This is a genomic window from Nonomuraea sp. bgisy101, assembly GCF_057708945.1.
Window position 1 is genome coordinate 145,686 of the sequence record NZ_JBYITD010000021.1, and the last position, 17,573, is coordinate 163,258.

General features: G+C 70.2%; 14 protein-coding genes and 1 riboswitch. Of the genes, 10 read left to right on the top strand and 4 right to left on the bottom strand.

What is annotated here, in order from left to right:
• Positions 1 to 74 precede the first annotated feature (74 nt).
• Positions 75 to 695 (top strand): TetR/AcrR family transcriptional regulator, encoded by a 621-nt coding sequence (locus AC3EO4_RS34355; protein WP_431899560.1) that lies wholly within the window; start codon positions 75 to 77, stop codon positions 693 to 695.
• 158 nt (positions 696 to 853) lie between these two features.
• Positions 854 to 1,903, top strand: coding sequence for a methyltransferase (locus tag AC3EO4_RS34360; RefSeq protein ID WP_379569871.1), 1,050 nt, complete (start codon positions 854 to 856; stop codon positions 1,901 to 1,903).
• A 15-nt stretch (positions 1,904 to 1,918) separates the two neighbouring features.
• Here AC3EO4_RS34360 and AC3EO4_RS34365 read toward each other — a convergent pair whose 3' ends face one another.
• Positions 1,919 to 5,476 (bottom strand): WD40 repeat domain-containing serine/threonine protein kinase, encoded by a 3,558-nt coding sequence (locus tag AC3EO4_RS34365; protein WP_431899561.1) that lies wholly within the window; start codon positions 5,474 to 5,476, stop codon positions 1,919 to 1,921.
• 415 nt (positions 5,477 to 5,891) lie between these two features.
• On the opposite strand from AC3EO4_RS34365, the gene AC3EO4_RS34370 reads away from it, so the two are divergent.
• From AC3EO4_RS34370 to AC3EO4_RS34380, 3 genes are all read left to right on the top strand, one after another.
• Complete coding sequence (locus AC3EO4_RS34370) at positions 5,892 to 7,601, top strand: asparagine synthase-related protein (protein WP_431899563.1); 1,710 nt, start codon at positions 5,892 to 5,894, stop codon at positions 7,599 to 7,601.
• 269 nt (positions 7,602 to 7,870) lie between these two features.
• Positions 7,871 to 8,323 (top strand): hypothetical protein, encoded by a 453-nt coding sequence (locus AC3EO4_RS34375; protein ID WP_379569865.1) that lies wholly within the window; start codon positions 7,871 to 7,873, stop codon positions 8,321 to 8,323.
• Positions 8,310 to 8,849 (top strand): DUF3995 domain-containing protein, encoded by a 540-nt coding sequence (locus AC3EO4_RS34380; RefSeq protein WP_379569863.1) that lies wholly within the window; start codon positions 8,310 to 8,312, stop codon positions 8,847 to 8,849. Before AC3EO4_RS34375 ends, AC3EO4_RS34380 begins: the two co-directional genes overlap by 14 nt.
• Before the next feature lie 23 nt (positions 8,850 to 8,872).
• Here the strand turns inward: AC3EO4_RS34380 and AC3EO4_RS34385 are convergent, their stop codons facing one another.
• Positions 8,873 to 9,586 carry a helix-turn-helix domain-containing protein gene (locus AC3EO4_RS34385; protein ID WP_379569861.1) on the bottom strand — a complete coding sequence of 238 codons (714 nt, stop codon included), beginning with the start codon at positions 9,584 to 9,586 and terminating at the stop codon, positions 8,873 to 8,875.
• 244 nt (positions 9,587 to 9,830) lie between these two features.
• Here AC3EO4_RS34385 and AC3EO4_RS34390 point away from each other — a divergent pair, with 244 nt between their 5' ends.
• From AC3EO4_RS34390 to AC3EO4_RS34400, 3 genes are read left to right on the top strand one after another with little or no spacing between them, the layout of a single operon-like run.
• On the top strand, positions 9,831 to 10,655 hold the full coding sequence (locus tag AC3EO4_RS34390) for an oxidoreductase (protein ID WP_379569859.1): 825 nt from the start codon (positions 9,831 to 9,833) through the stop codon (positions 10,653 to 10,655).
• Between the two features lie 53 nt (positions 10,656 to 10,708).
• The gene (locus tag AC3EO4_RS34395; protein WP_431899565.1) at positions 10,709 to 11,602 is read left to right on the top strand and encodes an ABC transporter ATP-binding protein; all 894 of its coding nucleotides are present in this window, start codon (positions 10,709 to 10,711) and stop codon (positions 11,600 to 11,602) included.
• Entirely contained in the window at positions 11,599 to 13,227 is a 1,629-nt protein-coding gene (locus AC3EO4_RS34400; protein ID WP_431899567.1) for an ABC transporter permease, read from the top strand. The genes AC3EO4_RS34395 and AC3EO4_RS34400 overlap by 4 nt, the downstream gene beginning before the upstream one ends.
• Before the next feature lie 97 nt (positions 13,228 to 13,324).
• On the opposite strand, the gene AC3EO4_RS34405 is transcribed toward AC3EO4_RS34400, so the two are convergent.
• On the bottom strand, positions 13,325 to 14,539 hold the full coding sequence (locus tag AC3EO4_RS34405; protein WP_431899569.1) for an alpha/beta fold hydrolase: 1,215 nt from the start codon (positions 14,537 to 14,539) through the stop codon (positions 13,325 to 13,327).
• 201 nt (positions 14,540 to 14,740) lie between these two features.
• Between AC3EO4_RS34405 and AC3EO4_RS34410 the strand changes: the two genes are divergently transcribed.
• Together AC3EO4_RS34410 and AC3EO4_RS34415 are read left to right on the top strand one after the other, a co-directional pair.
• The gene (locus AC3EO4_RS34410; RefSeq protein WP_431899571.1) at positions 14,741 to 15,364 is read left to right on the top strand and encodes a TetR family transcriptional regulator; all 624 of its coding nucleotides are present in this window, start codon (positions 14,741 to 14,743) and stop codon (positions 15,362 to 15,364) included.
• Between the two features lie 309 nt (positions 15,365 to 15,673).
• Positions 15,674 to 15,816: riboswitch (cyclic di-AMP (ydaO/yuaA leader) on the top strand.
• Positions 15,817 to 15,829: 13 nt separating this feature from the next.
• The gene (locus AC3EO4_RS34415; RefSeq protein WP_431899573.1) at positions 15,830 to 16,747 is read left to right on the top strand and encodes a D-alanyl-D-alanine carboxypeptidase family protein; all 918 of its coding nucleotides are present in this window, start codon (positions 15,830 to 15,832) and stop codon (positions 16,745 to 16,747) included.
• A 15-nt stretch (positions 16,748 to 16,762) separates the two neighbouring features.
• Here the strand turns inward: AC3EO4_RS34415 and AC3EO4_RS34420 are convergent, their stop codons facing one another.
• Positions 16,763 to 17,494 (bottom strand): class I SAM-dependent methyltransferase, encoded by a 732-nt coding sequence (locus AC3EO4_RS34420; RefSeq protein WP_379569847.1) that lies wholly within the window; start codon positions 17,492 to 17,494, stop codon positions 16,763 to 16,765.
• Positions 17,495 to 17,573: the final 79 nt, after the last annotated feature.

Genomic DNA, 17,573 nt, shown 5'->3' on the forward strand with positions numbered 1-17,573 from the left:
CGCGAGGCGGCACGCGCCGTCGAAGGGGCGCCCGCGGCGATCGCGCCGGCTTGTCGATCGTTAGGGTGACCTGTATGGACAGCTCCTCCATCCGTCGTCTTCCTCGCGGCAGGTACGCACTACCTCCCGACGAGGTGGCCAGAGCGCAACGCGACCGGCTGATGACGGCCATGGCCGAGGTGACGAGCGAGAAGGGGTTCGTGAAGACCTCCGTCGAGGACGTGATCAAGCGCGCCGTCATCTCCCGGCAGAGCTTCTACCAGCACTTCACCTCCAAGCTCGACTGTTTCATGGCGGCGTTCGAGCGCTCTACGGCGCTGCTGGAACAGCGGATCCTCATGGCCGCGGCAGGAGACGGAGGCCCGCTCGAGCGCTTCGACCGGGCCATGACGGCCTTTCTGGAGACGCTCACCGACGACCCCGCCAACGCTCGCCTGTGCGTGACCGAGGTCTACGCCGCCGGCCCGGAGGCGATGGAGCACCGCGCGATGTTCCAGCGGCGTCTGGGGGATCACGTCGCCGACATCCTCGGAGCCACGACCGAGGGTGGCCGGTTCACCAGCCAGATGATCGTGGCGGCGACCGCCACCATGGTCAGCGGCCCGCTGATCGACGGCGATCACGAAGCCTTGCGCTCCCTCGGATCGCGCCTGGCCGCCCATGTCCGGGATCTCAAGGCCGCCGGACTGCTGTGACGATCGCCCGGACGGGGGGAGACCGCGCAGGGGGCGCGGTATATCGTCGGCCGGGAGAGCGTGAACAGCTCGGCCGCCCGACGAATCACCAGCGGTCAAGATCGGCAGTGTTCGGTCGGGGCGGGCAGGCCAGCCTTGATCCCGCGAGAGGAGGGGTCGTGACCGAAGACGATCACGACGAGCGGGGCCGGACGTCGGCGTGGGAAGCGGCATGGGAAGTACTGGCACCCGTCACGGACCTGGTCACGCCGATGGCGGTGCGGGTCGCGGCCTCGCTGGGGCTCACCGATCTGATGGCCGACGACGCGGTGCCCGTCGAGGAACTGGCACGCAGGTCCGACACCGACGCGGACGCGCTGGGCCGGTTGCTACGCCACTTGGCCTGCCGGGGCGTCTTCATCGAACGGGAGCCGGGCAGGTTCGCCGTCAACGAGCCCGCCGCGCTGCTGGCGTCCGACCATCCTTCCGGGATGCGGGCGCGGCTCGACCTGGGTGGCTTCGGCGGGCAGATGGACCTGGCGTTCACCGGTCTGCTGCACACGGTCCACACAGGGCGACCGGCGTGGGAGGCGGTCTTCGGCGCCCCGTTCTGGCGCTACCTCGCCGCGAACCCGCAGATGAGCGCCTCGTTCGACGCGATGATGGCCTCAGGAGCGGACTACCTCGCCGATGCGGCCAAGGGGTACGACTGGTCCGGTGCGCGGCACGTGGTCGACGTCGGCGGTGGCACCGGCGCCCTGCTCGCCGAAGTGCTGCGCGACAACCCGGATGTCCGGGCCACGCTGGTGGATCTGCCGGACACCGTGGATCGAGGCCGGCGGTACCTGGCCTCGCACGGGGTGGATTCGCGGTGCGAGTTCGTCGGCCAGAGCTTCTTCGATCCGCTGCCCGCCGGGGGTGACGTGTACGTGCTCAGGCGGGTGGTGCACGACTGGGGCGACGACGACGCCCTGCTGATCCTGCGTCGGTGCGCCGACGCGGCCGGGCAGCACGGACGGGTCGTCGTGATCGAGTCACACGGCGGTTCCGGCGACGACCCGGCCATGTTCGCCGAGATGGACCTGCGCATGCTCGTGCTCAGCGGCGGTCGCGAGCGCACCGTCGAGGACTACATCGCCCTCACCGCCGGAGCCGGGCTCGACCTTGCCGGCGTTCACAGGACCGCGCTCGGACACGTCATCCTCGACTGCACCCCTCTGGGTCCTTGACGGTTGCCATGGTGGTCAGCAGGTACGCCGGTAGGGGATCTCCGCGATGTAGGTCTTCCAGCCAGCCTCGGACAGTGGACCGAACAGGCCGCAGAGGGCGCTCTTGACCTTGCCGGGGGCGACGAGGTGGGTGCGGTGGCGGCCGGCGTCGTCGACAGCGGCCAGCACCGCGCCGTCGGCGGAGAACGCCATGGCCGTGACCGTGTCCGGGCCGGTCCTGGCCTTGGGCGTCAGGAAACCGGCGAGCGGCAGGCCCAGAGCACGCCTGTTCGCGACGTCCCACAGCCGTATCCGGCCGGTCCTGTCGGCCAGCGCGAGCAGTTTCCCGTCGGGGGAGAAGGCGGCGGCGTTGCCCAGGTCCGCGCCGGGAAGCACGTCGTACCTGTGCCGGAGCGTCCGCGCGTCCCAGAACCCGACCTTGTCCTTGTCGACCACGGCGACGAGCCCGTCGCGGCTGCGGGCTTTGGCCGGGCTCAGGTCCAGGTTGGGCGCCAGGACTCTCGCGCCGGTCGCGACATCGACGATGCCCTGGTCCGGGCCGGACAGAACGGTGCGCCCGTCGGGGCTGAACAGGACACGCGGTTCGCCCACGATGACCTGATCGGGATCCACCTGGGCTCCGGCGGACTTCACCCGCAGCGTTCCCGAGCCCACGTCCCACAGTTCGAGGGAGGTCGAGCCGAGGGTGGGGCTGGTGAGCACCGCGAGCGTCCGGCCGTCGGGCGAGAACCTGAGAGGCAGCCGGTCGCTGATCGCGTGACCGGTCTGCAAGGTGACCTTCTTGGTCGCCGAGGCGATCTCCCAGATCTCGACCTTCCCGCTTCTGCGGAAGCTGCTCGCCAGGAGTCTTCCGTCTCTTGACAGCGTGAACAGCGATTCGCTGGTGCCCTCGACGCCGTTGAGCGGCAGCGCTCCCCGCTTGGCGCGCCGTACCGGATCCCAGATCTCCAGGTCATGGCCGGACTCGATGGCGAGAGTCGAGCCGTCCTCGCTGAGAACGGCCGCAGGAAGGACGAGGGCGTCGGTGAGTTTGACGGAGTCCGTGACGGGGCTGAGGGAGAGGACGGAGACGGTGTCGGTGGAGTGGTCGGCGCAGCGCAGAGTGCGGTCTGCCGGGCCGAAGACCGGGTTGGCGCAGCCGCCGGTGTACCTGAAGACGGGCTCGTTGCGTTCGCCCACGAGGTCCGAGGACTGGTCGTGGACGCCCTCGGTGCCCCACACGGTGCCGCCGACGGCGACGAACCTGCCGTCGTGACTGAAGGCGATCCCGATGCGGCCGTCGTTCTTCTGCAGCTGCCGCCGGCTGATGTCCTCCTTGTCCAGGCGGACGATCCACACCCGATCGCCCTTGATCACACCGAGGCGGCGGCCGTCCGGGCTGACCTCCATACCGCTGATCCGCTCGGCGTCCTCGCCGAGCCTGGGCAGGGACCGCTTCGTGCCCTTGACGATGTCCCAGTGCTCGAGTTCGCCGCCGCGGAGGGTGACCAGCGATCGTCCGTCCGGTGTGAAGGTCGCGGCCAGGAGCTGGTGCGGGATGGTGAGCACGGGCCGGCCCGACGCCACGTCCCACACGATCGCCTGCGTCGCCGAGAAGCTCAGCAGGCGGGTGCCCATGGGGTCGAGCATGGCGTACGGTTCGGGGACGCGGATCGTCACCGGCCGTGGCCGTCCGGTCGCCGTGTCCCAGACGCCGACGCTGCCGTCCTTCCTGACCAGCGACATGGCCGTGCCGTCCGCCGTGAGGGACAGGACGTGACCGAGCGCGCCGTCGTCGATCGGCTCTCCGGTCAACGTGATCGTCCGTATCACCCGGCGCGAATCGATGTCGGCGAGCTTCACCTCGTGGCCGCGCGCGTAGGCCGTCAGCCTGCGGGTGCCGTCCGCGCTCATCCGCCAGCGGCCGTCGACGCCGGGTGGCCGGTAGGTGTACTGCTCCGTCTGGTTGTAGAGGGTGGCCAGCGCGTTCCTGGCCGCGTGACCGTCGGGCGCCAGAGTCGCGGCGGCGACGGCCAGTTGCTTGGCGGTGGCGGGATCGACGCGCCGCATCGTGAGGGCGAGGTTGGCGACCCGGTCGCCGATGGCGATGTCCCGCTGCCGGGAGACGGCCTGGTTCGTGGCCGCCAGCTCGATGCCCTGGGCGATCGCGATGGCCGCCGTCGCGGTGGTCGCGACGAGAAGGACCGCCAGAACCGCGCTCAGCAGCGTACGGTAGCGCCGCCTGTGCTGCGCGGCGCGCACGGACTGGTCGAGGAACGAGCGTTCGACCAGGTTGAGGGTGAGGTGCCGGCGGCCGGTCGCGACACGGGTGAGCGCCTCGTCGAGGGAGCTGCCCTGTAGCAGGTCGCCGCTCTTGTGCCCGCGGCTCTGCCAGCGCCGCGCCGCGTCGGCGATCCCGTGGTGGGCGTCGAGGATCTCTCGTTCGTCGGCGACCCAATCGCGCAGCCGAGGCCAGGCCCGTACCAGAGCGGGGGTGGCGAGGGTGAAGAAGTCGCCGTCGCGGACCATCAGTCCCGCCTGGGCCAGCCTGTCGAGGGTGCGCCAGACGCTCTGCTCGCTCGTCTCCATGTCCAGGAACTCGACGGCGGCGACCTTGCGCAGTGTGTGCCTGGCATCCGGGGCGGCCGAGATCATCCGGAGTAGGACGCGCGGCATGAACGCCTGCTCGGCGGGTGCGAGCCCGGCATAGACCTGCTCGGCCAGCTGCGCCAGCGACGGAGGTGCCGTCGCCCTGGACAGGGTCCCAGCGACTGCGGTGGCCTCCTCGAGCGTGCCCCGGCCGCCGATCAGGCCTTCCAGCAGCTGCCCCGGCGTGGGGCGCCCGGCAGGGTCGTGAGACAGCGCCCGTGCCACCAGGGACCGCAGCGGCTCCTGCAGCACGTCGAAGCCGGGCCGGTGACGGAGGATCTGGTTGATCAGCCCGGGCATGCTGTCGCCGTCGAAGGGAGGCTTGCCCGTGGCCGCGAACAGGACGACGGCGCCCCACGCCCAGATGTCGACGGCGGGGGAGGCGGGAAGGCCGCGGAACAGCTCGGGGGCCATCCATCGCGGCGTGCCCTTCAGCTGCCCGGTCGCGCTCCGCGACATCTCCTCGGTGCGCGCGATGCCGAAGTCGATGACCCGGGGACCGTCCGGGCCGAGCAGGACGTTGGCCGGCTTCAGATCCCGGTGCGTCACGCCGGCCTGGTGGATGCTCGACAGCGCGGTGGCGATCCCTACCGCGAGGCGATGCAGGTCGTCCTGGCGGTACGGCCCCTCCTCGTCCACGCGGTTCTGCAGATCGGGCCCGGGGACGTACTCGCTGACCAGGTACGGCGGGACGTGGTCGAGGTCGGCCTCGATCAATCGCGCGGTGCAGAAGGGGGCCACCCGGTTGAGCGCCGCCACCTCCTTGCGCAGCTGGTCACGGTAGGCGTCGGTGATGAAGTCCTCGCGCAGCGCCTTGACCGCCACCCGCTCGCCCAAGCTGTCGTAGGCCTCGTAGACCACGCCCTGGCCGCCCGCGCCGAGCCGTCTGGCCGGCCAGTAGGAGCCGAGTTGACGAGGGTCTCCGGGCAGGAGTGGCGCAACCATGGTCCCAGATATACAAGATTGTTTGTCAGTGACGCCACTCTCGTCGTCGGTCTCGTCCCGCCGCGCCCCGGTTCGCCGCCACCGCGCGAACTCGAACGCCGCTTCGCGGCAATCAGTCATGAAGATCCAGACGATGGAGAGGCGCGCATGACCTCAGGCGGTGGCCTGGTGGCCGCGGTCCCGGCCGATCGGCTTCACGGCCGCGCGTGCGCTCGTCCGCCCGGACGGCAGGAGCGCCGCCCATGGTGTCCTGTCCGGCACCCGTCCGGGCGGGGACGGTCCGCGCCGACGTCCTTCGTCCCGTAGAGATGGAGTCTCCATGCGCGTATTCCTCGGGATGGCCGCGAAGCGTCCGGGGGTGGATGTCAGGCGGTCTCTCTCCTTGGCCCGTTCGCTTCTCGGTGACGTCTTTCCTGTGCCGCAGGAAACCGTCGACGCCGCCGAGTGGGTCGGCGGGGGCGCCGCGTTGCTCGCCTGGTCCAACGAGGAAGGGGCCGAGGGACGCCCGCCACTGATCGCGCGGGGGTCGCACCGCGGCTTGGGCATCAGCGGCACGCTCGCCTCCCAGCGGGACGTACGGCGTCTCATCCAAGCTTCCGATCTGGGCGCGATGATGGCGGATCTTTCCGGTTGCCTTTCGGTCGTCCGCGTGACGGAGGGCGAGCTCCAGGCCGCCACCGCGAGCACCAGGGCTCTGTCCGTCTTCCACGCCGAGAACGACGACCTCCACCTGGTGGGAACCCGCGCTCTGCACGTGCACCTCGTGGCGAACGCAGGAAAGGTCGCCTGGAACGAGGTCGCCCTGCAAACCATGATCCGTCAGGGGTACTTCCTCTCCGACGAGACCCCATACCGAGGCGTGACGGCGCTTGGACCCTCCTCCGTGATCACGATCAAGGACGGTCGCAGGAGGATCGCCTCGCGTCCCCTGCCGCCGGCGCTACCGGCGCCCACGTCGGCGAGAGCCAAACGCCAGTCGATCAGGCGGTTGGGTGACGCCCTCGTCGCCGCCGTCGAGCCGTTGCAGGCCGTCCCCGAGCCGGTGAACCTGGCGCTGACGGGCGGGCGCGACAGCCGGTTGATGGCGGCGCTTCTGCACGCGGGCCATGTCCCCTTCCGCGCGACGACCAACGGTCTCGACACCCACCCCGACGTGATCATCGCCAGGGAGCTCGCCGCTCGGTTGCGTATCCACCACGCGGTCATCCCACCCGTGCAGACCGAGGCGAAGGACGCCGTGCTCGTCCCGCACCCGAGCGTGCGCACCTATGAGGTGATCCGGGCCTGCGAAGGCATGACCTCGGCGTACGAGAGCATCGTCGACTACCGGCCATACTCCACCATGCCGACCATGTCCGGGCAGAGCGGTGAGATCCTCAGGGGTGGCTTCCTCTACGGTCAGGGGCAGACCACCGACAGGGCGATGCGTCGCAGGGTCGGTGACTTCTTCCTCAAGAACGAACCGCTGTTCACCGACGAGGCGAACGAGCACGCCCGCATGCTCGCGGAGCCATGGCTGCGGCGAGTCGGCGAGAACCCGTGGGAAGTGCTCGACCACCTGTATGTCACGTACCGCGTGGGACGTTGGCATGCCGCGGCGAGAGTGGGATCCCTGCGGCGCGGGGATCCGGTTCAGCCGTTCCTCGACAATCGCGTGGTGATCGAGGCGCTGTCGCTCGATCAGCGATGGCGGCATTCGGAAGAGGTCGTCCACGAGTTGACCAGCCGACTGGCTCCCGGCCTGCAGGAGGTCGAACTCGAGGGCAAGCCATGGCGCTTCCGAACCGGGCAGGCGAAAGCACAGCGCCGATGGTGGCAGCGCAAGCCGCCCGTGAGGACTTCCGCGCCACCTGCTCCGAAGCGTGGCAACCCCTGGAACTGGCGTACCAGCCCGGGGCCCCGTCTGTCGGCTCTTCTCGGAGAGTTCGTGCTCGAGCGAGCAGACGCCCTGACCGCCCTCGTACGCGGCGACGCGTTGAAGGCCTTCTTCTCCGAACCTGTCGTGAAGCAGCCTGCACTGGCCTGGAACCTTTACACGGTCGCCGCCCTGCTCACCGGCGCCTTCCCAGGAACGCCTCCCGCCATCACCGATCCGGTCCGTGTCGAGATCCCACAGGAGACCTGAGAGCCTTGATCAAGGCTCGGTGAACCCGACGCCGGCGCGCGGTGGATGGTCATCTGGATCCGCTGCCGGCGGAGTCGGGATCGGCTTCACCGGCTCGGAGCGCGCCGCGCGGCTCACCCGGCCGCTTTGCGCCGGATCGGCCTGAGCCCGCGGGCCGTGGCGAGCGCCGACTCGATCCAGGGGGAGGTTCTGGAACTCCCCCCGTGAGGGGAGGCGCCTCCCTCACTGTGGGGAGTGATGCCCGGTGCGCGGCCTCTACCGTCGCAGTCATGACTGCTGCTGATCGCCCACGAAGCTGGCCGGCTTACGCGGTGGCGGTGCTGTTCCTCGGCTACGCCGCGGGGAAGGCCGCCTTCGCGCTACAGGACCGGCTCGGGTTCCCCGGCGGCCCACCCGTGTCGGCCGCCGAGACCCGAAGCTACTTCATGGACGCGGCCGCCGCACAGTGGCTCGCGACCGCGTCCGGCGTGTTGGGCGCCTGCGTCGCCGTCGCCACGGTCACGGCGCTGGGGCGGAGGGTGCCGAGAACGTTGATGCTGCTCGTGCTCGTCGGGATGTCGCTGGCGGTCGGCGGCGGCGCGGGGATCATGATCGTGGACGCGTTCGTCGGCATGGGCGTGGGCTGGCAGTGGTACCACGGAGTCCTTGGCATCCTGGTGATCGGGCTGCTCCTGGAGATGATCCGGTCCTACGCCGCGGCGACGAGACATGTCGCGGGCTGATCGGGCGCGGGTGGGCGCGTACGGGGCGGCGGCGTGCGCCGCGGCCTACGGGTCGATGAAGCTCGCCCAGGCGCTGGGGGCCAATGCGCTGGCTGACAAGGACCCGCTGCCTCCGCAGCTGCGCGAACAGCTTCTCGCCCGTGATCCCTTGTTCGTGGCCAGCCACTGGTTGCTGGCCGGTGCCGCGGTGGTCGGTGTCATCGTCGCGCTGGCCACCGTGCGGCCCTGGGGTGCGGCCGTCCCACGCCGGCTGCTGCTCGCGATCACCTGGATCCTGGGCATTTTCATGATCGCGCGCTCGATCGGGGCGCTGGGGTTCGGATTCGTCGGCGACGCCCTGCTGCTGACCGGGGTTCGCCCTGCGCCGGTCGAGCACGCCGCGCTGGCCCGCACCTTGGCGCGCTGGGACCTGCTGCTGTGGTCGCCGTTCTTCCTGCTCTGGGGAACGTGCTGGACAGCGGCCGGATGGCGGCTGGGCCGGCGTGGCTCGCTCGCCGGCGACAGGCGGAACCTCGACGACTCCTAGCCGCCAGGCCACGCGAGGTGTGGTCAGTGCGTGTCGTCACCGGTGCCGGAAAAGGTTTGCCGGTAGTGTTCGGCCGCCCGCGCCATGTCGGAGCTGAGGAGCTGGAAGAACCGGCTTGCGGTGTGAAGCCGGGTGCTTGCCGGGGTCCGGGCGCCGAGGACCTCGACGCCTTCCCTGATGGTGTCGGCCCACATCGCCATCGACCGGGTGCCGACCAACCACGCCCTGTACCAGACCTCATCGTCGATGAAGTACCGCTCACGCCGGTTGTCACGTTCGCGTTTGACGAGCCCCAGTTGCTCGAGCGAGCCGACGGCCTTGGAGATGGACGCCGGGCTGACCCGCAGCCGTTCGATCAGCTCGGCGACGGTCATGTTGCCGCTGTCGCTGGTGAGCAGGCAGACAAGCACCTTGGCCGCCATCGGCGGCCACCCTCCTGACATCAGGCCGGTGAGCTTCTGCTCGTACTCCCGCACCGCCTGGGGGTCACGCCCGCCGGCGTCCACGAGGGCGGGCGTGCTCAGTGGCGGGTTCGGCCGGCGGCGGGCCCGCCACTCGGTCGCCTGCTGCGCCCGGGCGGCGTGGTAGCCGTGCGGGCCGCCGTTGCGGGCGATCTCGCGGCCGATGGTCGACCTCGGCCGCCCCAGGCGACGGGCGATCTCCGCATAGGCGAGCCCTTCCGCCAGCCCTTCGGCGATCTTGCGGCGATCCTCGTACGTCAGGTGGCCTCCCGGCATGGACTCCTCCCGGTCGTCGCGGATGCACAAGTATGTCGCCGGGCGCGGCTGATTGCGACACGGCAGGCGGCTGTTGCATTTGCCTGCAAGGTCGTTGCGCCAATCGAGGCGGCCTGAACTGCGGTGACACCGTCCGCCCCTTGCTGAATCCTCGAACGCGGTCGTAGCTTTCCCGATGCGTGAACGATGGCCGTGGCGATCGCGGCGGCCGTACACCTTCCATCGAATCTCAGGAGACCCTGGCATGGCTGCCAAGATCTGCCTCGTCACCGGCGCCTCGTCCGGCATCGGCCAGGCCACCGCACTCGAACTCCTGCGCGCCGGCCACATCGTGTACGGCGCGGCGCGGCGGGTGCACAAGATGGCGGCGATCAGCGAAGCGGGAGGTCACCCCCTGCCGATGGACGTGACCAAGGAAGAAGACCTCCAGCGGGTGGTCCGTACCATCCTGGACGAACACCAGCGGATCGACGTCCTGGTGAACAACGCGGGAGGCGTCGTCCACGGCGCCGTCGAGGACACGCCCCTGGCGATGGCACGAGACCTGTTCGAGGTCAACGTGTACGCACCGGCCCGGCTGATCCAGCTCGTCCTGCCGCAGATGCGGCGACGACGATCGGGCACGATCGTCAACGTGTCCTCGATCGGCGGCGAGCTCGCGCTCCCGCTCGGCGCCTGGTACTACGCCTCCAAGCACGCCCTGGAAGCCTTCTCCGACACGCTCCGCATGGAGACCGGACAGTTCGGCATCGACGTCGTCGTCATCCAGCCCGGCATCATCAGGACCGATTTCGAGGCCGCGACCGCCCGGCAACTGCGGGAGATCTCCGGAAACGGGGCCTACCGGCAGATGGCCGAGGCCATGGCACGCGCCGCCGAGGTGTCGGTGAGCGCGAGCGACCAGGCATCGGACCCCGGCGTCGTCGCGACGGCGATCAGGGAGGCCGTCGAGTCGCCCCGGCCTGACACCCGCTACGTCGTGGGCTGGCAGGCCGACAATCTCCTCAGCCTCAAGAAGTCCCTCCCGGACCGCGAATTCGACGCACGAGTGACCCTCCCCGCTTCCTGAGCGAACCGTCGCCTCCTCGCCATGCGCAAAAGACCCGCCATCGGAGAGAACCCATGACCCCTGCCATCGCCACTGCCGGACTCGTCAAAGTTTTCGGACCGGCACGCGCCCTCGACGGGCTCGACCTCACCGTACGCACCGGCGAGGTGCACGGCTTCCTCGGCCCGAACGGGGCGGGAAAGTCGACCACCATCCGCATCCTGCTGGGCCTGATGCGAGCCACCTCCGGCAGCGCCAGGGTGCTGGGCGGCGACCCCTGGGCGGACGCCGTCGCGTTGCACCGGCGGCTGGCGTATGTGCCGGGCGATGTGGAGCTGTGGCCCAACCTCACCGGAGGCGAGGCCATCGACGTGCTCGGCCGCTTGCGCGGCGGGCTCGACAACAGGCGCAGGGACGAGCTGATCGAGCGGTTCGAGCTCGACCCGAAGAAGAAGGCGCGGACCTATTCCAAGGGCAACCGCCAGAAGGTCGCCCTCGTCGCCGCCCTCGCCGCCGACGTGGAGCTGCTGATCCTCGACGAGCCCACGAGCGGGCTCGACCCGCTGATGGAGGCGGTGTTCCAGCAGGTCGTCGCCGAGGCGAAGGCCGCCGGGCACACCATCCTGCTGTCCAGTCACATCCTCGCCCAGGTCGAAACCCTCGCCGACCGGGTCACCATCATCAGGGAGGGGAAGGTCGTGGAGTCGGGGACGCTGGCGCAGATGCGGCACCTGACCAGGACGACGATCGTGGCCGAGACCGCCGCACCGGTCAGCGGCCTCGACCGGCTGCCCGGCATCCACAACGCGAAGATCGAGGGCGGCGGCGTGCGGTTCAGCGTGGACACCGAACACCTCGACGCGGCTGTCCTGCACCTCACGAGGTTCGGCATCCACTCGCTGGTCAGCCACCCGCCGACGCTGGAGGAGCTCATGCTCCGGCACTACGGGATCAAGGAGGCGGCATGACCGCCACGGTCTCCCCTGCGCACAGCCGTACCGGATCGAGAGCGGCGAGCGGCCACCTGACCGGCACCGGCGCCATGGTACGGCTGGCGCTGCGCCGCGACCGGATCAAGCTGCCGATCTGGGTGCTCGCCATCACAGTCCTGGTCCCGCGCTTCTACTACGCGGCCACCACCGCGGTCGTCCCGACGCCGGAGGCCCTGGCCGAAGCCACGGAGCTGATCCAGGTTTCCTTCATGAGGGTGCTCGCGGGGCCCTTCTTCGACGCCGAGGCCGTCACCACGCAGAAGTACTTCCTCGCCGCCTACTGGGTCGAGTTCCTGCTGGCCGCCGCGCTGATGAACATCCTGCTCGTCACCCGGCACACCCGGGCAGAAGAGCAGACGGGCCGGGCCGAACTCATCCGCGCGGCCGTCGTCGGCCGGCACGCCCAGCTCACCGCGGCGCTGATCGTCGCCTTGCTGGGCGATGCCGCGCTCGCGGTCTTCACCGCCGTCGCGGCGATCAGCATCGGGTTTCCCACCGGCGGCGCGCTGCTGTTCGGCGCTTCCCTCGCCGCGGCCGGGCTGGTGTTCGCCGCGGTCGCCGCGGTCACCGCACAGCTCACCGAGTACGCCAGAGGCGCCGGCGGGCTCGCGGGCGCGGTGCTCTTCGGAGCGTGGATTCTCCGCGGTGCGGGAGCGATGCAGAGCCAGGAGGGCGGTCCGCTGTTCTGGCTGTCGCCGATCGGCTGGTCACAGCAGGCCCGGGTGCTGGCCGGCGATCGTTGGTGGCCGCTCGGTCTTTCCGCTCTTCTCGCCGGGCTCCTGGTCGCGGGCGCCTACGCCCTGGCGAGCCGCAGAGATCTCGCTGCCGCCTTCGTGGCCCCACGTCCCGGCCGGGCCACGGCGCCTTCGTGGCTGCGCTCGCCGTTCACGCTCGCGCTGAGGCTCCAGCAGGGGGCCATCGGCTGGTGGGGAGCCGCGTTCGTCACCGTGGGACTCGTCCTGGGCGGCATGACCGGTGGAATGTCGACCACCGCTCTCCCCATCTTCGCCGGGGCGGACTTCGGGCGGGCCTGGCTCAGCCTCATGGTGTTCACCGGGTCCCTCTACACCGGCGTCTTCGCGGTCCTGTCGGTTCTCCGGCTCCGGGCGGAGGAGGTGCGCGGCCGTCTCGGTCCAGTGCTGGCCGGGCCGACCGGCAGATCGACGTGGCTCGGGTCGTCCCTGCTGGTCTCCGCGCTCGCCGTGGTCGTCCTGCTGGCGGTGTACGGTCTCGCGCTCGGCGCCGGCGCCGCCGCGTCGAGCGGCGACCCCGCCCTCGCGGGCGAGGTCGTCCGGGCATGCCTGCTCCGCATCCCGGAGGTGCTGGTGCTGCTCGCCGTACCCGCCGCGCTGCTCGGGCTCGCCCCGCGGGCCATCAGCGCGGCCTGGGTCGTGCTCGTGTACAGCGCGTTCGTCCAGATCCTGGGGCCCTACTGGAGGGTGCAGGGATGGCTGGTGAACACGTCGGTGCTGTCCCACCTTCCCTGGCACCCGTTGGGGGCGTTCGCCCCGGTGGCCACGGTGGTCCTGGTCGCACTCGCCGCGGCGCTGACGGCCCTCGGTCTGTACGGCATGCGCCGCCGCGATCTCACCACGGGCTAGGCAGGGGATCGCCGCCGCCGAGGAGCCACAAGGTCGTCGCCGGCACGAACGCCGGACAGCCCCGGCGGGTCGGCGAGCGTCCATGGCTGTTCGATGGTCACGCGAGGGCGCCGTCGTCGAGCGCCCGCGCGGCTTCGACGGGCGCGTAGGCGGCGAGCGCGGCCACGAGGCGGCGGATCTCGTTCAGGGCCGTGCGTGGAAGACGAGCGAAGCGGGCGACGTCGAGCTCGTTGGCGATGGTGAGCACGGCGAAGTCGACGAGGTCGGCCTCATGGATCGGCGTGATGTCGCCGGTGAAGCGATCACGGACGGGAAGCGGTTGGCGCCCGAGGCCGCGGTAGGTGTGGGATCGGTTACAGGCGCCATAGAGATAGACGAGCGACTCGGCATCGGACCCGATGACGCGTTCGAGCCGTCGCCGCTCCGTCGTCGCCATGAGCGCGTGCGGGAACCCGTCGGTGCCGTAGGTCGCGTGGCAGATGGCGGCCAGCTGGGTGCGTGGCGCGGCGGACCACGCCACGGTGAGGGCGTGCACCCTGTGCAGGTGGGCGAGCAGCGTTCCACCTGGGTGGTCGAGCCGGTCGGCGCCCAGCGAGCGTTGCAGCGCGAAGGCACGACGGGCGGTCGTCCCGGTGGCGAGCCACGTCGACGCGCGGTCCGCGACGATGCGGGCGAGCTCATCGGGAGCATCACGAGCTACCAGGTGACCTGCGGCAGGCACCTGAGAGACCGTGACCGCAGGGTTGGCGGCGCGGAAGCGCTCCACCTCAGCGTCGATGAGCGGTGAGCGCGGCCCGCCACGAACGAGCAGGATCGGCAGCTCGATCTTCGCGGCTGTCGCCAGAAGCTCGGGACCGCGTTCGAGGATGTCCTCGACGAGCTCGGCGTGGATGTGGCGGAGGCCACGGGCATCGAGCCAGGCGCGAACCCGATCGGGATCGGGATCGGGTACGACGTCGACGAGTACCAACCCGGCGACATGTCGTGCCGCGCGTGGGTCGGCGAGGGACGCGATGGCGGCCAGCCCGCCGAGGGAGGCGCCGACCACGACGACCGGTGCCGGCTCTCGGCAGATCATCGCGGTCACGTCCTGCTCGATGGCCCGCAGCGTCGTTGCCCGTCCCGAGCTGTCGCCGTGACCGCGCAGGTCGAAGGCCACGGTCCGGAGCCCGGACAGGGCGAGCGCCGCCGCGACCGGCGTCCACACACCGCGACGTTCGGCGCCGGCGTGGAGCAGGATGACGGTCGGACCGATGCCGGTGGCCGTGCCTCGCAGCGTTACGTCTCCTCGGGCGAGGGTGACTTCGGTCATCGCTGGTCGGAGCCCGGCTCGTCCCGGCGCCTGCCGCCAGGGACGGCACCGAATCGTCGAGCGAGGCCCTCACGGGAGGCCGGAACCTCGTTCCCTCGCGACGTCGTGAGGTCGACCACAGGCATGTCCGCACCCCTTACCTTGAGCTGTCAAGGTACGATACGACCCGCTGCCTTGGCCGGTCAAGGTAAGGTTGGAGTCGTGGGGACACGCCGTACACGAAGACCGCCTGAAGAGGCTCGCCGGCTGATCCTCGACGCCGCGGCAGCGCTGCTCGCCGACGGAGGCGTCGCGGCGGTCCAGGTGCGTGCCGTCGCCGCCCGGGTCGGCATGACCGACGCCGGCGTGACACACCACTTCCAGAGCCGCGACAACCTGCTGCGCGAACTGCTTCGACACGGTGGACGCCAACTGAGAGCCGCTGTGCAGGACGTTCTCTCGTCGTGGCTGGAGCAGGGCGCCGACCTCCTGGAGCTCGTCGAGTCACTCGCAGGTCTGTACCGGCAGGGCTACGGCGAGCTGGCGGTCGCGCTGCATGCTGCGGGCTGGCGAGAGCATGGCGACGGGATGCTGAACCCGCTTGTCGACGCACTCCACAGGCTCCGGCCGTCCGCGGCTTCGATCGAGGACACGCGGCTCGCGGTCGCGGCCCTCCACCAAGCGATGGCGATGGAGCCTCTCTACGGGAGTGCCTTCCGCCGCAGCGCCGGCCTCACCGGCGTCGCGGCGAGCGACCCGACCGCGCAGCTGCGCTGGTGGACGCGCCAACTCCACCTCGCGCTCGACCTCGAACCGTCCCCGCTCCGACATGACCGGGGACGCTGAGTCAACGGACGCGGCTGGGGCGCGGATCGAGCCGGTTCCGCCTGCTGGCGGTCGGTGTCGCACCTTGCCGGCTCGGTGCTGCGATCACCGCGCGTACAAGCTCATCGTGAAGGCCGACTGGGACAACATCTGGAACGACGGCTGGGGGTCGATCGCCGACGCGTAGCGGATCGGGCAGGAGCGAGTGTGGAGTATTTGCCCCTTTTGTGCAGTTTGGCTATTTTTAGTGCATTGTGCAGCGAGCCGTCGACTCGTCCGTTGCCATTGCATTGCCCGGACCGCGCGTCTCCTGAGGCTCATCCGCAGGACGACACTCGGCCGCCGAATCCGTATCCACGGAACCGGGGACCCACTTCCCTTGGGGTGAATCGAACGCCGGCTCAGCCGCGTCCGTAGGGCACTTCCCAGCCCGAACCCGTCAGCTAACCCGGTAGGCGGCATGGAAGCTAGGAGCACAACCCCTTCATGCCCACGTACCTCAAGAACCGGCTGGGCCGCGCGCTGCTCGGCGTCGCCATCACCGCAGGCGCCGTGACCGCCGTCGCCCCTGTCGCACAGGCCGCCCCACCGGCCGGTTCGGTCGTTTCACCGGCCCCCCGTGCCCACGTTCCCGCCCCCTCCGCTGACGCCCCCGCGGTGCTCGGCCGTGCCGCCCATGTGATCGACGCCAAGACCAGCAAGGTCTACTTCAGCAAGAAGGCCGATCTTCGGGTCCCGGTGGCCAGCATTACCAAGGTGATGACCGCCTACACCGTGTTGAAGCAGGCCAAGCCGACCGACGTGGTCGAGGTCACCGCCAAGGACGTGCGTTACGCGTCGAGGGGCGGCGCCTCGGTGGCGTACCTGCGCGCCGGTGACCGGCTCACCGTGGAGGACCTGCTGTACGCCCTGATGCTGCCCTCCGGCGCGGACGCCGCCCACGCGCTCGCCCGCACGTACGGGCCTGGTGTCGACGCGTTCACGGCGAAGATGAACGCCAACGCCCGCGAGCTCGCCATGAAGGACACGCTGTACGTCAACGTCGACGGGATGCCCACCAAGGGCGGCGGCTACTCCACCGCACGCGACCAGGTGCGGCTCGCCCAGGCGGCGCTGAACAACCAGTTGATCAAGAAGGTCGGCTCCACCCGGCACCGCTCGATCCCTGAGACGGCGGAGCACCGCGCCTACTCCTGGCGGAACACGAATCGCCTCCTCCGCACGCCGGGCACCATCGGCCTGAAGACCGGATTCACGCGCGCCGCGGGCTACACCCTCGCCTTCGCCGCCGACCGGGACGGCCGTCAGCTGGTCGGCGTGCTTCTGGGAGAGAGCAGCTCCAGCCGCCGCTTCGAGACCGCTCAGGCGCTCCTCGACTGGGCGGCGACCAGCAGGCAACCCTGACAACTCGACAGCAGCTTAACCGGCGGCCTGCAGCTGGAATTGCAGGTCGGAGGCGCCTGGCGACTCCAGGACCGAGACCGCGATCAGGCCGGCGGCTGCGGCAAGGCTCTCGAATCCTGAGCGGGTGTACCAGTGCAGTACCCAGGGGCGGTCCACGACGGTGCTCTCGCCGTCGCGGCACCGCTCGTAGCGCAACACCGTCGTCTGCGTCCGCGCGGAATCGCTACGCTCCTCGGACACCACCGAGACCCGCAACTCTGCACCGTCGTCCGCTGTAGCGGTGCGCACCCGGCCGATCCGTTCGGCAGGTGTGGGCGATGGGACGAACAGCGGCACCAGGGCGGTGCCGCCCACGGCGAGATGGTCGCGGATGCGGTGAAGGGCGGCCAGAGCGATGGAGTCGTCGGGGAGCAGGTTGAAAGTCGGCCCGGCAAGAAAGATCGCACGGTAGCGGCGTGGCAGATCGAGCGCCTCCATGCGCTGGTGGTAGACGACGACATCGACGCCTTGCTTCCGCGCCCGGTGACGGCACCGCTGCAGCATGTCCGCCGAGGAGTCGACACCCTCGACGTCGAGGCCGCGCCGACGCAGGTCGAGCAATGGATCGCCGTCCCCGCACCCCAGCTCCAGAGCCGGGGAACCAGCCTCTTGGACGAACGCCGCGTAGGGCTCTGGATCTTGGGCCACGGACTTCAGCGGCCCGTATAACTCGGCGACGATGCCTGTATAGAAATCAGCAGGATGCACGCCCGCACCTTACGCTTCAGCCGAATGCCCGGCGACATCATTTCCGGCGTCTCGCCACCCGCTCACCACGACGACGTCT

What these genes read in the sequence shown, in the direction of transcription:
- AC3EO4_RS34365 (WP_431899561.1), bottom strand. Translation starts at nt 5,476, where the DNA reads ATGGTTGCGCCACTCCTGCCCGGAGACCCTCGTCAACTCGGCTCCTAC.
- AC3EO4_RS34375 (WP_379569865.1), top strand. Translation starts at nt 7,871, where the DNA reads ATGACTGCTGCTGATCGCCCACGAAGCTGGCCGGCTTACGCGGTGGCG.
- AC3EO4_RS34380 (WP_379569863.1), top strand. Translation starts at nt 8,310, where the DNA reads ATGTCGCGGGCTGATCGGGCGCGGGTGGGCGCGTACGGGGCGGCGGCG.
- AC3EO4_RS34395 (WP_431899565.1), top strand. Translation starts at nt 10,709, where the DNA reads ATGACCCCTGCCATCGCCACTGCCGGACTCGTCAAAGTTTTCGGACCG.
- AC3EO4_RS34405 (WP_431899569.1), bottom strand. Translation starts at nt 14,539, where the DNA reads ATGACCGAAGTCACCCTCGCCCGAGGAGACGTAACGCTGCGAGGCACG.
- AC3EO4_RS34400 (WP_431899567.1), top strand. Translation starts at nt 11,599, where the DNA reads ATGACCGCCACGGTCTCCCCTGCGCACAGCCGTACCGGATCGAGAGCG.
- AC3EO4_RS34390 (WP_379569859.1), top strand. Translation starts at nt 9,831, where the DNA reads ATGGCTGCCAAGATCTGCCTCGTCACCGGCGCCTCGTCCGGCATCGGC.
- AC3EO4_RS34355 (WP_431899560.1), top strand. Translation starts at nt 75, where the DNA reads ATGGACAGCTCCTCCATCCGTCGTCTTCCTCGCGGCAGGTACGCACTA.
- AC3EO4_RS34385 (WP_379569861.1), bottom strand. Translation starts at nt 9,586, where the DNA reads ATGCCGGGAGGCCACCTGACGTACGAGGATCGCCGCAAGATCGCCGAA.
- AC3EO4_RS34415 (WP_431899573.1), top strand. Translation starts at nt 15,830, where the DNA reads ATGCCCACGTACCTCAAGAACCGGCTGGGCCGCGCGCTGCTCGGCGTC.